Here is a 13,263-nt window from a genome sequence, read left to right on the forward strand (position 1 = left end):
CGTGGAGAGGCGGCAGTCAGGCTAGTGCGTGCGAGGGGTCGTCAGTCGCCCGCGAGCTACGCGAGGTCCCGCTTGGCCGCCATCTTCGACGACAGGCTGTAGATGTCGATGAAGCCCTTGGCGGCGGCCTGGTCGAAGGTGTCGCCCGTGTCGTAGGTGGCCAGGTTGAAGTCGTACAGCGACGACTCGGAGCGCCGGCCGGTGACGACCGCACGGCCGCCGTGCAGGGTCATCCGGATGTCGCCGGTGACGTGCTGGTTGGCCTCGTTGACGAAGCCGTCCAGGGCGCGCTTGAGCGGGGAGAACCACAGGCCGTCGTAGACCAGCTCGCTCCAGCGCTGCTCGACCTGGCGCTTGTAGCGGGCGAGCTCGCGCTCGACGGTGACGTTCTCCAGCTCCTGGTGGGCGGTGATCAGGGCGATCGCGCCGGGGGCCTCGTAGACCTCGCGGGACTTGATGCCGACGAGGCGGTCCTCGACCATGTCGATCCGGCCGATGCCCTGGGCGCCGGCGCGCTCGTTGAGCTGCTGGATCGCCTGGAGCACGGTGACGGGCTTGCCGTCGATGGCGACGGGGACGCCCTCCTTGAAGGAGACGATCACCTCGTCGGGCTCGCGCTCGGCGGCCGGGTTCTGGGTGTACTCGTAGATGTCCTCGATCGGGGCGTTCCAGATGTCCTCGAGGAAGCCGGTCTCGATGGCGCGGCCGAAGACGTTCTGGTCGATGGAGTACGGGGACTTCTTGGTGGTCGCGATCGGCAGGCCCTTCGCCTCGCAGAAGGCGATGGCCTTGTCGCGGGTCATGGCGTAGTCGCGGACCGGGGCGATGCACTTGAGGTCGGGGGCGAGCGCGACGATGCCGGCCTCGAAGCGGACCTGGTCGTTGCCCTTGCCGGTGCAGCCGTGGGCGACGGTGGTGGCGCCGTGCTTCTGCGCGGCGGCGACGAGGTGCTTGACGATCGTCGGCCGGGACAGCGCGGAGACCAGCGGGTAGCGGTCCATGTAGAGGGCGTTGGCCTTGATCGCCGGGAGGCAGTACTCCTCGGCGAACTCGTCCTTGGCGTCCGCGACCTCGGCCTCGACGGCACCGCAGGCGAGCGCGCGCTTGCGGATGACGTCCAGGTCCTCGCCGCCCTGGCCGACGTCGACCGCAACGGCGATGACCTCGGCGCCCGTCTCCTCGGCGATCCAGCCGATGGCGACGGAGGTGTCCAGACCGCCTGAGTAGGCGAGTACGACGCGCTCGGTCACGGGTTTCTCCTCACAGTGCATTCGCTGACATGCATGAGTATGCAGGAGTCCGCATGATTCGTCAATCCGCCTCTCCATGGATATCCCTCGACGACTCCCGGAATTCCTTAGACAGGCGAAAGATTTGGTCCCATAATCGTTGGACATGGAAAGACCTATGAGCGCATAGACGGCCGCCTCCGCACGTTCATCGAGGAACAGCCGGTCTTCTTCACCGCCACCGCCCCCCTGTCCGCCGACGGCACGGTCAACCTCTCCCCCAAGGGACTCAAGGGGTCCTTCGTGGTCCTCGACGAGCTCACGGTGGCCTACCTCGACTTCGCCGGCTCCAACGCCGAGACCATCGCCCATCTGCGGGAGAACGGCCGCATCACCCTGATGTGGTGCGCCTTCCAGGGGCCGCCGAACATCGTGCGCGTGCACGGCCGCGGCGAGCCCGTGTTCCGGGACGACCCCCGCTTCGGGGAACTGCTCACCCGCTTCCCGGACATCGACCCGACCACGCACGGCCTGCGCGCCGTCGTCGTCGTGACGGCCGAACTGATCCGGGACACCTGCGGGTACGCGGTGCCCTTCATGGCCTACGAGAGCGACCGGGACCTGCACGGGAAGCGGTTCGCGCGGGAGGACGACGCCTCGCTCGACGCGTACTTCCGCAAGAAGGAGCACATCGCGACCAGCCTGGACGGACTACCCGGGCTGCCGTTGCCTCTGCCCCCGTCTACGGTCTGAGCCATGCGCCCAGGTGTCGCCCCCGCCGCCACAGTCGTCTCCCTGTCCCTGCTCGTGCTCGGCGCCGGTCAGCCGTCCCCGCCGCTGCCGGCCCGGATGGCGGACACCGGGGGCGGCAGCCAACTGATCACCGCGGTGGCGCCGGGAACGGGCTCGACCTCCGGCACGGTCACCTGGTGGGACCTGAAGGGCGGCCGCTGGGTGGCGGCCGGTTCCGCGCCGGCCCGCTTCGGGGCGAAGGGGCTGACCGAGGGCGCGGCCCGACGGCAGGGCACGCACACGACACCGACCGGGCTGTACGGCCTGCCGTACGCCTTCGGCATCGAGGCGGCACCGCGCGGGACGGCGTACAGCTACCGCCCCGTACGCCGGGACTCCTGGTGGTGCCAGGACGACGACTCCCGCTTCTACAACCGCTGGACCGAACCCCGGGCGGCCGACTGCCGGGCCGCCGAGGCCGAGCACCTGATCGGCTACCGCGCGCAGTACGCCCACGCCCTCGTCGTCGACTTCAACTACCGCCGACCGGTGCGCGGCCGGGGCGCCGGGATCTTCCTGCACGTCAACGGGCGCGGGGCGACGGCCGGATGCGTGTCCGTGCCGAAGGACGCGATGCAAAAGATCCTGCGCTGGGCCGATCCGGCGCGGGACCCGCACCTCGCGGTCGGGACGAGGAGCGGGCGCACGGCGATCACCCGGTACTGAGGCGCCGAGCGGGGCCGGACCCCGCTGAACGCTCCCGCGTGACGGCACGTATCTGTGGGCCAAGGGTCAAGTCCCCACGGAGGAACCGTGACCACCACGCTCGCCGGCGGCCGTGCCGCCCGCCGCCAGACGATGCGCCGCATCCGTCCGCGCCGCTCCCCCGCCGTCCCCCTGCTGCTCGCCGTGGCGGCGGGCGCGGTGGCCGTCCTGTGGTTGTGGTGGCACAACACACCGTCCATCGCCGGCACCACCGGGCAGATCGTCGCCGCGGGCCGGATCACCGGTCTGCTCGCCGGCTATCTGATGGCCCTGGTGGTGCTCCAGATGGCGCGGGTGCCCGCGCTGGAACGCCGGGTGGGTTCGGACCGGGTCGCCCGCTGGCACGCGATGAGCGGCCGGTACACCGTCTGCCTGGTGCTCGCCCATGTCTTCCTCATCATGTGGGGCTACGCCCGCCAGGCGGGCAGGACCCTCGGCGACGTCGTGCAGCAGACCGTCACCTCCGTCAACACGCTGCCGGACATGGGCAAGGCCGCCATCGGCACGGGTCTGCTCCTCGTGATCGCCGTCATCTCCATCGGTCCGATCCGGCGCCGGCTGCCGTACGACGGCTGGTACCACGTACACCTGCTGACGTACGCGGTGGCCTATCTGACGTTCTGGCACCAGATCACCACCGGAAACGAGTTCGCCGTCGAACCGGCCGCGAAGACCTTCTGGTACGGGCTGTACGGCGCCGTGACCGCGCTGGTCCTGTGGTACCGGATCATCACCCCGCTGCGGCTGAACACGCGGCACCGCATGCGGGTCGAGGCGGTCATCGAGGAGACGCCGGGCATCGTGTCCGTGCTGATCGGCGGGCGCAGACTGCACCGGATGGGCGCGGAGGCCGGTCAGTTCTTCCGCTGGCGGTTCCTGGCGCCCGGCATGCGGTTCAGCTCCCACCCGTACTCGCTGTCGGCCGCGCCCCGCCCGGACATGCTGCGCATCACGGTGAAGGCGATCGGCGACCACAGCTCCCGGCTGCGCGAGCTGGAGCCCGGCACGCGCGTGTGGGCGGAGGGACCGTACGGGGCGCTGACCGCTCAGCGCCGCAGCCGGGGCAAGGTGCTGCTGGTCGCGGGCGGCGTGGGCATCACCCCGATGCGGGCGCTGTTCGAGACGCTGCCCGGCGCCTCCGGTGACATCACGCTGCTCTACCGCGCCAACAGCACGCAGGACCTGGCGCTGTGGGGCGAGCTGGCCACGATCGCCGAGGAGCGCGGCGCGCGGCTGATGTACGCGGTGAACAGCCCCGACGGTGCGCGCCCCGACATCTCGGCGGAGAGCCTGCGGCGGAAGATCCCGGACGTCGACCGCCACGACGTCTTCCTGTGCGGGCCGCCCGGGTTCGCGCAGTCGGTGTACGAGGCACTGCGCGGCGCCGGGGTTCCCGCCCGCCGCATCCATCACGAGTCGTTCGAGATGTGAGCGACGGGTCATCCACACCCATCAGGAGCTTGAGAAGCGATGAGGAAGAGTCACCCCGTCCGGCGTGCCGTGCTCGCGACCGCCGCCACCGTCTCCGGGATCGTGCTGCTGCTGTCGCTCAAACCCGCGTCCGATCCGGGCTCGGCCGCCGCGGCCGGCGGCGCGGCCCCGCCCGCGGCGGCCCAGTCCCCGCAGGGCGGCGCCCAGGCCATGGGCGACGGCACGGTCACCGGGGCGGCGGCACGGACCCAGTACGGCGCGGTGCAGGTCCGTCTGACGGTGAGCGGCGGGAAGATCACCCGGGCCGAGGCGGTCCAGGCGCCCAAGGGCGGCCGGAGCGACCGCATCACCTCCCACGCCGTCCCCCAACTCAACCAGGCGGCCGTCTCGGCGCAGAGCGCGGAGATCGACGCCGTGTCGGGGGCCACCTACACCAGCGCCGGGTACAGACAGTCACTCCAGTCGGCGCTGGACCGGGCCGGTGGCTGACACGGTGACCGAACCCTCCGAGGCTCCCGCGACGGTGCGTCATACGGACGAGACGATGGGGACCGTCTTCTCGCTCGACGTCCGCGGCGGGGTTCCCGCTGTGGTGCGCGCGGCGCTGGAGGAGGCGGTCGCCGGGCTGCACCGCGTCGACGAGGTGTTCAGCACGTACCGCGAGGACAGCCAGATGTCCCGGCTGGCGCGCGGCGAGCTGACCGTCGGGGAGTGCGATCCCGAGGTCGCCGAGGTGCTGGAGCTGGCCGCGGAGGCGGAGCGGATCAGCGACGGCTGGTTCAGCCCCCGCTACCGGGGCCGTCTCGATCCGACCGGGATCGTCAAGGGCTGGGCCACCGAGCGGGCGGCACGGCGGCTCGCCGAGGCCGGCGCGACGGGCGTGAGCGTCAACGGCGGCGGCGACGTCCAGCTGCTGGGCGCGCCGGGAGCGGACCGGCCCTGGCGGGTCGGCGTGTCGGACCCGCTGCGGCCCGGCGGCCTCGCCGCCGTCGTCTCCGCCGCCGGCGCGGACCAACTGGCCGTGGCCACCTCCGGTACCGCCGAACGCGGCGATCACATCGTCGACCCCCGCACCGGCCGCTCCGCGGTCACCGACCTCGTCGCCGTGACGGTCGTCGCCCCCCGTCTGACCTGGGCCGACTGCTGGGCCACGGCGGCGTTCGCGATGGGGTCGCGGGAGGGGTCGCGGTGGCTGGAGTCCCTGCCGGACGTCGAAGGCCTGCTCATCACGGCGGGAGACGAAGTCCGGTGCACCGGAGGGCTGGCTGCCCGCCTGGGCTGAGGCGACGGTTCACCCGCCCGCGTTCGCGGGAGTGCCTCCAGGCACGGGGAGGGGAGGCACGACGGCCCGCAGCCACCGACGGCTGCACGGCGACTCCCTCGGGAGCGCGGCGAACCGCGCGACCGGCCACGGACTCGACGGCAGCCGGCGCACCACCGTCCCGCCCCCTTCAGTGCCCGTTCTGGGCCAACCGCAGCAGGTGGTCGGCCAACGCCTGCCCACCCGTCGCCTCCCTGCTGATCAGCAGCAGCGTGTCGTCGCCGGCGATGGTGCCGAGGATGTCGTGCAGTTCCGCCTGGTCGATGGCCGAGGCGAGGAACTGGGCCGCGCCGGGCGGGGTACGCAGGACGACGAGGTTCGCCGAGGCCTCCGCGGAGATCAGCAGTTCCTGGGAGAGCCGCCGCATCCGCTCCTCCTTGGCGGACCCTCCCAGCGGCGCGCGGGGGGTGCGGAACCCTCCCTCGCTCGGCACCGCGTAGATGAGGTCGCCGTCGGTGTTGCGGATCTTCACCGCGTTCAGCTCGTCCAGGTCCCGGGAGAGCGTCGCCTGCGTGACGCTCAGCCCGTCGTCGGCGAGCAGCTTCGCCAGCTGGCTCTGCGAGCGCACCGGCTGCCGGTTGAGGATGTCCACGATCCTGCGGTGGCGTGCGGTGCGCGTCTGCGGCACGGCAGGCCCGGCCTGCTGACCCTGGTCCTGCTCCTGGCTCATCGTCGTCTCATTCTCCGGATCGTCCTTCCCCGCCCGCCCTGCCGGCCTCGTCCAGGATGCCGGGCAGCGCCCCGAGGAAGGCGTCCACCGCGTCGTCCCCGAGGGTCAGCGGCGGCATGAGCCGTACGACATCGGGGGCGGGCGCGTTCACGAGGAATCCGGCGTCCTGAGCCGCCTGTTGCGCCTGGGGCGCGAGCGGCTCGGTGAGCACGATACCCAGGAGGAGACCCGAGCCACGGACATGGCCGATCAAGGCGTGGCCGAGGGCCTCGACCCCGTCGCGCAGTTTCTCGCCCTGCCGCTTGACGTTCTCCAGCAGGCCGTCGTTCGCGATGGTGTCGAGAACGGCGAGTCCGGCGGCGCAGGCGACCGGGTTGCCACCGAAGGTCGTGCCGTGCTGGCCGGGCTGCAACAGGTCGGCCGCGCGTCCGAAGGCGACGGTGGCGCCGAGCGGCAGTCCGCCCCCGAGCCCCTTGGCGAGGGTGACGACGTCCGGCAGGACGCCCTCGTGGGCCTGGTACTCGAACCAGGTCCCGGTACGGCCCACACCGGTCTGCACCTCGTCGAGGACGAGCAGCGCACCCGTGGCCGCCGTGATCGCGCGGGCCGCCTTCAGATAACCGGGCGGGGGCATCACTACCCCGTTCTCGCCCTGGATCGGCTCGATGATCACCAGCGCGGTGTCCTCGGTGACCGCGGCGGCCAGCGCCTGGGCGTCGCCGTACGGGACGTGCGTGACGTCCCCGGGCAGCGGCAGGAACGGCTCCCGCTTGGCGGGCTGGCCGGTCAGCGCGAGGGCACCCATGGTGCGGCCGTGGAAGCCTCCGTCGGTGGCGACCATGTGGGCCCGCCCGGTCAGCCGGCCGATCTTGAACGCGGCCTCGTTCGCCTCGGCGCCCGAGTTGCAGAAGTAGACCCGGCCCTCGCGGCCGAAGAGCTGGATCAGCCGTTCGGCCAGCGCGACGGGCGGTTCGGCGACGAACAGATTGGAGATGTGGCCGAGGGAGGCGATCTGCCGGCCGACCGCCTCGACGACCGCCGGGTGGGCGTGGCCGAGCGCGTTGACCGCGATACCGCCCACGAAGTCGGCGTACTCCTTGCCGTCGGCGTCCCACACCCGCGCGCCCTCGCCGCGCACGAGCGGCAGCCGCGGGGTGCCGTAGTTGTTCATGAGCGCGCCCTGCCACCGGGCGGTGAGTTCCTGGTTGCCGACGGCGCTGCCACCGGCGTTGCCCACGGCGTTACCCGCGACGTTGCTCACGACTCCCCCTGTTCGTCCGGCACGACCATCGTGCCGATGCCCTCGTCCGTGAAGATCTCCAGCAGGATCGAGTGCTGGACCCGGCCGTCGATGACACGGGCGGTGGTCACGCCGTTGCGTACGGCGTGCAGACAGCCCTCCATCTTCGGCACCATGCCCGAGGACAGCTCCGGCAGGAGCTTCTCGAGCTGGGACGCGGTGAGGCGGCTGATCACCTCGTCGGAGTTCGGCCAGTCCTCGTAGAGTCCCTCGACGTCCGTGAGGACCATGAGGGTCTCGGCGCCCAGCGCGGCGGCGAGTGCCGCGGCCACCGTGTCGGCGTTGACGTTGTAGACGTGGTGGTCGTCCTGGCTGCGGGCGATCGACGAGACGACCGGGATGCGGCCGTCGGCGAGCAGCGCCTCGATCGCGCCCGTGTCGATGTCGGTGATCTCGCCGACCCGCCCGATGTCGACCGGCTCGCCGTCGATCCGGGGCCGGTGCTTGGTGGCGGTGAGGGTGTGCGCGTCCTCTCCGGTGAGGCCGACGGCGAACGGTCCGTGCTGGTTGAGCAGCCCGACCAGCTCCCGCTGCACCTGCCCGGCCAGCACCATCCGTACGACGTCCATGGCGTCCTCGGTGGTGACGCGCAGGCCGGCCTTGAACTCGCTGACGATGCCGTGCCGGTCGAGCGCGGCGCTGATCTGCGGGCCGCCGCCGTGCACGACGACCGGTTTGAGGCCGGCGTGCCGCAGGAAGACCACGTCCTGGGCGAAGGCGGCCTTCAGGTCCTCGTCCACCATGGCGTTTCCGCCGAACTTGATGACGACGGTCTTCCCGTGGTGCCGGGTGAGCCAGGGCAGGGCCTCGATGAGGATCTGTGCCTTGGGCAGCGCGGTGTGCTTACGCGTGGTGGTCATGAGGAGTAGGCGCTGTTCTCGTGGACGTAGTCGGCGGTGAGGTCGTTGGTCCAGATGGTGGCGGTCTGCTCGCCGGCGGCGAGGTCGGCGACGATGTGGATTTCGCGGTAGCGCATGTCGACCTGCTCGCGGTCCTCGCCGACGCCGCCGTTCCTGCACACCCAGACGCCGTTGATGGCGACGTTCAGCCGGTCGGGCTCGAAGGCGGCCCGCGTCGTGCCGATGGCGGACAGGACACGCCCCCAGTTGGGGTCCTCGCCGTGGAGGGCGCACTTCAGGAGGTTGTTGCGGGCGATGGAGCGGCCCACCTCGACGGCGTCGTCCTCGGTCGCGGCGTTGATCACCTCGACCTTGATGTCCTTGCTGGCGCCCTCGGCGTCGCGGATGAGCTGCTGCCCGAGGTCGTCGCAGACGGTGCGTACGGCCTCGGCGAACTCCTCGTACCCGGGGGTGACCCCGGCGGCGCCGGAGGCGAGCAGCAGCACGGTGTCGTTGGTGGACATGCAGCCGTCGGAGTCGACGCGGTCGAAGGTGACCTTCGTGGCGGCGCGCAACGCCTTGTCCAGGGTGGCGCTGTCGAGGTCGGCGTCGGTGGTGAGGACGACGAGCATGGTGGCGAGGCCGGGGGCGAGCATGCCCGCGCCCTTGGCCATGCCGCCGACGGTCCAGCCGTCCTTGGTCACGACGGACGTCTTGTGCACGGTGTCGGTGGTCTTGATGGCGATGGCGGCCTTCTCGCCGCCGTGCTCGGACAGCGCGGCGGCGGCCGTTTCGACGCCGGTGAGCAGCTTGTCCATGGGGAGCAGGACGCCGATGAGCCCGGTGGAGCAGACGGCGATGTCGCCCGCGCCCGTCCCCAGCACCTCGGCGGCCTTCTCGGCGGTGGCGTGGGTGTCCTGGAAGCCCTTCGGTCCGGTGCAGGCGTTGGCGCCGCCGGAGTTGAGGACCACGGCCGACAGCTGCCCGCTCCTGAGGACCTGCTCGGACCAGAGCACGGGCGCGGCCTTGACGCGGTTGGAGGTGAAGACGCCGGCGGCGGCGCGGCGGGGGCCGTTGTTGACCACGAGGGCCAGGTCGGGGTTGCCGTTCTCCTTGATCCCGGCGGCGATGCCCGCCGCCGTGAATCCCTTTGCTGCCGTCACACTCACGGCGCAACTCCGATCGTCGTCAGCCCCGTGGTCTCGTCGAGACCCAGGGCGATGTTCATGCTCTGGAGGGCACCGCCCGCGGTGCCCTTGGTCAGGTTGTCGATGGCGCTGATCGCGATGATCCGGCCCGCGTCCGCGTCGTACGCGACCTGCACCTGAACGGCGTTCGAACCGTTGACGGACGCCGTGGCGGGCCACTGGCCCTCGGGGAGCAGGTGGACGAAGGGCTCGTCCGCGAAGGCCTTCTCGTAGGCGGCGCGCAGGGACTCGGCGGTGACGCCGGGGAGCGCCTTCGCGCTGCACGTGGCGAGGATGCCGCGCGGCATCGGGGCGAGGGTGGGGGTGAAGGAGACGCGGACCCGCCCGCCCGCGGCCGCGCCGAGGTTCTGGATCATCTCGGGGGTGTGGCGGTGCCCGCCGCCCACGCCGTACGGCGACATGGAGCCCATGACCTCGGAGCCCAGCAGGTGCGCCTTGGGCGTCTTGCCCGCACCGGACGTGCCGGACGCGGCGACGATCACGGCCTCCGCCTCGGCGAGTCCCGCCGCGTACGCCGGGAAGAGGGCCAGCGAGACGGCGGTCGGGTAGCACCCGGGCACCGCGACGCGCTTGGTCCCCTCCAGCGCGGCGCGTGCACCCGGCAGTTCGGGCAGGCCGTACGGCCAGGTGCCGGCGTGCGGGGAGCCGTAGAACCGCTCCCAGTCGGCGGCGTCCCGCAGCCGGAAGTCGGCCCCCATGTCGATCACGAGCACGTCCGGACCGAGCTGTTCGGCGACGGCCGCCGACTGCCCGTGGGGCAGCGCGAGAAAGACGACGTCGTGGCCGGCGAGGGCCTCGGGCGTGGTCGGCTTAAGGACGCGGTCGGCGAGCGGCAGCAGGTGCGGTTGCAGCGCGCCGAGCCGCTGGCCGGCGTTGGAGTTGCCGGTGAGGGAACCGATCTCGACCTCGGGGTGGGTGAGCAGCAGGCGCAGCAGTTCGCCGCCCGCATACCCGCTCGCTCCGGCCACTGCCGCACGTACGGTCATGAAACCTCCTCCTCGAAGGCATGACTATACGCATGGGTGCAGACTTATGCAACGCCTGCCGGCTGCCCCGCGCCCACGGCACCGGTCCGCCGGTCCCGCGTCTCGCCCTCGGCCCGACCATGGCCGCGCCGCGATCGTGCCCGGTCGGCGCCGGGGGCGGGCCGCCGTCTCCCGGACGGCGGCCCGCGTTCCGCTCCGCTATCGCCGTGCGATCCTCAGGAACGTCACCGAGTGCGCCGGGAACGTGTACGTGAACTCGTTCGCGACCCCGCGGAAGGTGGACGTCACCGGGGTGACCGGGGAGTCCGTCTCGGTGTTGACCGCCTCCGCGTCGGCGGCCAGTGTGGTGACGCGGGCCCGGGACGCGACCTTCGCGCCGCCCAGGTCGATCGCCGTGCGGGCCTCGGCCGGCTGGGCGTTGACGACCTTGACGATCAGCTCACCCGTGCGGGCATCCTCGGTGACCACCTGGCGGAACGGCTCGGCCGGCTTGTCGTCCGTGAAGCCGCCCCACTCCCGACCGTCGAGGTAGAGGGTGACCTGGCGGCCCCGCACCTTGATGTCGATGTCGTAGGCGCGGCCCGTCTCGATCGACCCGGCCTTGGAGATCAGCGTCGACTTGGCGCCGTCCGTGGCCTGCTCGACGGCGGACTGGGTGTTGTTCCAGCCGCCGAGGTTCCACCAGTAGTGGTTGCCGGTGTCCTTGACGCCGAAGGCGACGAGGAAGCCCTCCTTGCCGGCCTTCTTGGTGGCCTTCACATGGAGGTCGTAGTCGTGCCAGGCCGGGTCGCCCGCCGTCACCAGGGTGTTCTCGGCGGCCTCGTCGGTCTGGACGTACTGGCCGTCCCGGACGCTCCAGCTGCCGCCGCCGCTGTGGGTCCACTGCGCGGCGTCACCGGAGAAGTCGTCGCTCAGCAGCGTGGTGCCGTCGGCGGCGGTCACCTGCACATCGTCGTACGCGGCGCTCGTCGCCCACGTCGACAGGCCGACGGCACCCGAGAGGGGGCCGCTGACGTTCGGGGTGGTGCTCGCCCTCGACGGCACCACGCGGTCGCCGACGTTGGTCATGAACAGCTTCTGGACCTCGTAGTCGGCCGAGCCCCAGGAGGCGTGGTTGTTGAACCAGATCATGTCCGGCGACCACTGGACGTAGTCCTCGTTGGCGAGCAGCGGCGCGTACGAGGCGAGCTCGACGATGTCCGCGTTGCGCTCCAGGCCGGTCATGAACGCCGCTTCGGCCAGGCCGTTCTTCCAGGCGTTGCCCTGGGAGGCGTACTCGCCGAGGAAGACCTTCGGGCCGCTCCGGTCGTAGGAGTCGTAGCGGTCGTTGTTCTGCAGGAACCACTGCGGGCTGTTGTAGTAGTGCTCGTCGACCATGTCGACCTTGCCCTCGCGGTTGAGCTGCCAGGCGGTCTCGAAGGTGGTGCCGGAGTCGTCCGGGCCGGAGTTGGAGACGACCGTGATGTCCGGGTACTTCGCCTCGATGGCGGCCCGGAACCGCTGGAAGCGGGCGAAGAACTCCCGCGGCAGGTTCTCCTCGTTGCCCACGCCGATGTGGGTGAGCCCGAAGGGCCTGGGGTGGCCCATCTCGGCGCGGACCTTGCCCCAGGTGGAGGTCGCCGGGCCGTTGGCGAACTCGATCAGGTCGAGGGCGTCCTGGATGTGCCGCTCCAGCAGTGCCGGGTCGTCGGTGGCCTTGTTCTGGCCGCAGCCGGTGACCAGCGCGGGGACGACGGGCAGGGGCATGGCGCCGATGTCCTCGGCGAAGCGGAAGTACTCGTAGTAGCCGAGGCCGTAACTCTGGTTGTAGCCCCAGAAGTTGGCGTTGGTGGCGCGCTCCTCGACCGGGCCGATCGTGTCCTTCCACTGGTAGGAGCGCTTGCGCTGCCAGCCGGAGGACTCGCTGTAGTCCTCCATGGAGCCGGTGTTGACCAGGCAGCCGCCGGGGAAGCGCACGAAGCCGGGCTTCAGGGCGGCGATCTTCTCGGCGAGGTCCTTGCGCAGACCCCCCGGCTGGTTCTTGTAGGTCTCGCGCGGGAAGAGCGACACCATGTCGAGCGCCGCGGCGCCCGAGGAGGCGACGGCGAGACGGCCGCGGTTGCTGGTGCGGGACGCGGTGAACGTGGCCTCGTACTGGGCCCAGCCGCCCTTGACGGCCACCCGGCGGGCGTCCGCCAGCGGGCCGGCGGCGTCCTTCAGCGTGACGGCGAGGGTGGTGCCGCTCTCCGCCCTGGCCCACACCGAGAAGTCGTACCGCTTGCCCTCCTCCACACGCATTCCGGTGTTGTAGCCGGCGTTCGTGACGGAGGAACCGGCGCCCAGTGCGAGGTAGGTGCGGTTGCGCTCGTTCAGCCGTCCGGAGTCGCTGACCACCTCGGCCGTGCCGCTCGTCGCCCAGGAGGTCAGGGGCGTGTAGGAGCCGTTGTCGGCGGTGGAGTACTCGAAGGACCGGTTCTGCACGAGCTCGGCGTACAGACCGCCGTCGGCGGCCCGGTTGATGTCCTCGAAGAAGACGCCGTACATCGTGTCGTCGATCGCCGCGCCCTCGGCGTCCGGATCGACGGTGATCGTGTAGTCGGTGACGTCCTCGGCGTGCGCGGGAGCGGGGACGAGGGCGGCGGCCGTCAGGAGCGCGGTGGCGGTGAGACCGAGTCTGAGGCGGGTGCGGCTTCGGGCGGTGCGTGACATGGATACTCCACGGCTCTCTCTGGGAGTGGGTGACACTAGGAGTTGTTCGACATCTCGACCGTTGGTCAGCACTTCGAACGGCAAGATAGGGAGG

General features: G+C 71.3%; 11 protein-coding genes and 1 pseudogene. 5 read left to right on the plus strand and 7 right to left on the minus strand.

The genetic code is table 11. The features are described 5' to 3' along the window. Nucleotides 1-56: 56 nt before the first annotated feature. Nucleotides 57-1,250, minus strand: a complete 1,194-nt coding sequence (locus tag IE178_RS06165) for an argininosuccinate synthase (RefSeq protein WP_184765584.1) — start codon at nucleotides 1,248-1,250, stop codon at nucleotides 57-59. 135 nt (nucleotides 1,251-1,385) lie between these two features. Between IE178_RS06165 and IE178_RS06170 the strand changes: the two genes are divergently transcribed. The 5 genes and pseudogenes from IE178_RS06170 to IE178_RS06190 all read left to right on the plus strand — a co-directional run bounded on the left by IE178_RS06170 (nucleotide 1,386) and on the right by IE178_RS06190 (nucleotide 5,439). Next, nucleotides 1,386-1,982, plus strand: a complete 597-nt coding sequence (locus IE178_RS06170) for a pyridoxamine 5'-phosphate oxidase family protein (protein ID WP_193511656.1) — start codon at nucleotides 1,386-1,388, stop codon at nucleotides 1,980-1,982. Between the two features lie 3 nt (nucleotides 1,983-1,985). Beyond that, nucleotides 1,986-2,687: a L,D-transpeptidase family protein gene (locus tag IE178_RS06175; protein WP_193511559.1), complete on the plus strand. Its 702-nt coding sequence runs from the start codon at nucleotides 1,986-1,988 to the stop codon at nucleotides 2,685-2,687. An 87-nt stretch (nucleotides 2,688-2,774) separates the two neighbouring features. Beyond that, entirely contained in the window at nucleotides 2,775-4,157 is a 1,383-nt protein-coding gene (locus IE178_RS06180; RefSeq protein WP_193511560.1) for a ferredoxin reductase family protein, read from the plus strand. Nucleotides 4,158-4,196: 39 nt separating this feature from the next. Continuing rightward, nucleotides 4,197-4,637, plus strand: a pseudogene (locus tag IE178_RS06185) (FMN-binding protein); the annotation flags it as partial. A gap of 64 nt (nucleotides 4,638-4,701) precedes the next feature. After that, nucleotides 4,702-5,439 carry an FAD:protein FMN transferase gene (locus IE178_RS06190; RefSeq protein ID WP_318279890.1) on the plus strand — a complete coding sequence of 246 codons (738 nt, stop codon included), beginning with the start codon at nucleotides 4,702-4,704 and terminating at the stop codon, nucleotides 5,437-5,439. Nucleotides 5,440-5,608: 169 nt separating this feature from the next. Here IE178_RS06190 and IE178_RS06195 read toward each other — a convergent pair whose 3' ends face one another. The 6 genes from IE178_RS06195 to IE178_RS06220 all read right to left on the minus strand — a co-directional run bounded on the left by IE178_RS06195 (nucleotide 5,609) and on the right by IE178_RS06220 (nucleotide 13,169). Then, on the minus strand, nucleotides 5,609-6,148 hold the full coding sequence (locus IE178_RS06195) for an arginine repressor (protein WP_184765580.1): 540 nt from the start codon (nucleotides 6,146-6,148) through the stop codon (nucleotides 5,609-5,611). 7 nt (nucleotides 6,149-6,155) lie between these two features. Further along, on the minus strand, nucleotides 6,156-7,409 hold the full coding sequence (locus IE178_RS06200; RefSeq protein WP_318279867.1) for an acetylornithine transaminase: 1,254 nt from the start codon (nucleotides 7,407-7,409) through the stop codon (nucleotides 6,156-6,158). Next, nucleotides 7,406-8,308, minus strand: coding sequence for an acetylglutamate kinase (gene argB / locus IE178_RS06205; RefSeq protein ID WP_184765579.1), 903 nt, complete (start codon nucleotides 8,306-8,308; stop codon nucleotides 7,406-7,408). The genes IE178_RS06200 and argB overlap by 4 nt, the downstream gene beginning before the upstream one ends. Next, nucleotides 8,305-9,456: a bifunctional glutamate N-acetyltransferase/amino-acid acetyltransferase ArgJ gene (gene argJ, locus IE178_RS06210; RefSeq protein WP_184765578.1), complete on the minus strand. Its 1,152-nt coding sequence runs from the start codon at nucleotides 9,454-9,456 to the stop codon at nucleotides 8,305-8,307. The genes argB and argJ overlap by 4 nt, the downstream gene beginning before the upstream one ends. Beyond that, entirely contained in the window at nucleotides 9,453-10,481 is a 1,029-nt protein-coding gene (argC, locus tag IE178_RS06215; RefSeq protein WP_193511561.1) for an N-acetyl-gamma-glutamyl-phosphate reductase, read from the minus strand. The genes argJ and argC overlap by 4 nt, the downstream gene beginning before the upstream one ends. Before the next feature lie 198 nt (nucleotides 10,482-10,679). Further along, the gene (locus IE178_RS06220; protein ID WP_193511562.1) at nucleotides 10,680-13,169 is read right to left on the minus strand and encodes an alpha-L-arabinofuranosidase family protein; all 2,490 of its coding nucleotides are present in this window, start codon (nucleotides 13,167-13,169) and stop codon (nucleotides 10,680-10,682) included. Nucleotides 13,170-13,263 lie beyond the last annotated feature (94 nt).

It is taken from the genome of Streptomyces griseoloalbus (genome assembly GCA_014650015.1).
In the GTDB taxonomy this organism is placed as follows: domain Bacteria; phylum Actinomycetota; class Actinomycetes; order Streptomycetales; family Streptomycetaceae; genus Streptomyces; species Streptomyces griseoloalbus.

Coding starts and splice junctions, on each gene's coding strand:
- IE178_RS06190 (WP_318279890.1), top strand. CDS start 4,702: ATGGGGACCGTCTTCTCGCTCGACGTCCGCGGCGGGGTTCCCGCTGTG.
- argC (WP_193511561.1), bottom strand. CDS start 10,481: ATGACCGTACGTGCGGCAGTGGCCGGAGCGAGCGGGTATGCGGGCGGC.
- IE178_RS06175 (WP_193511559.1), top strand. CDS start 1,986: ATGCGCCCAGGTGTCGCCCCCGCCGCCACAGTCGTCTCCCTGTCCCTG.
- argB (WP_184765579.1), bottom strand. CDS start 8,308: ATGACCACCACGCGTAAGCACACCGCGCTGCCCAAGGCACAGATCCTC.
- IE178_RS06195 (WP_184765580.1), bottom strand. CDS start 6,148: ATGAGCCAGGAGCAGGACCAGGGTCAGCAGGCCGGGCCTGCCGTGCCG.
- IE178_RS06220 (WP_193511562.1), bottom strand. CDS start 13,169: ATGTCACGCACCGCCCGAAGCCGCACCCGCCTCAGACTCGGTCTCACC.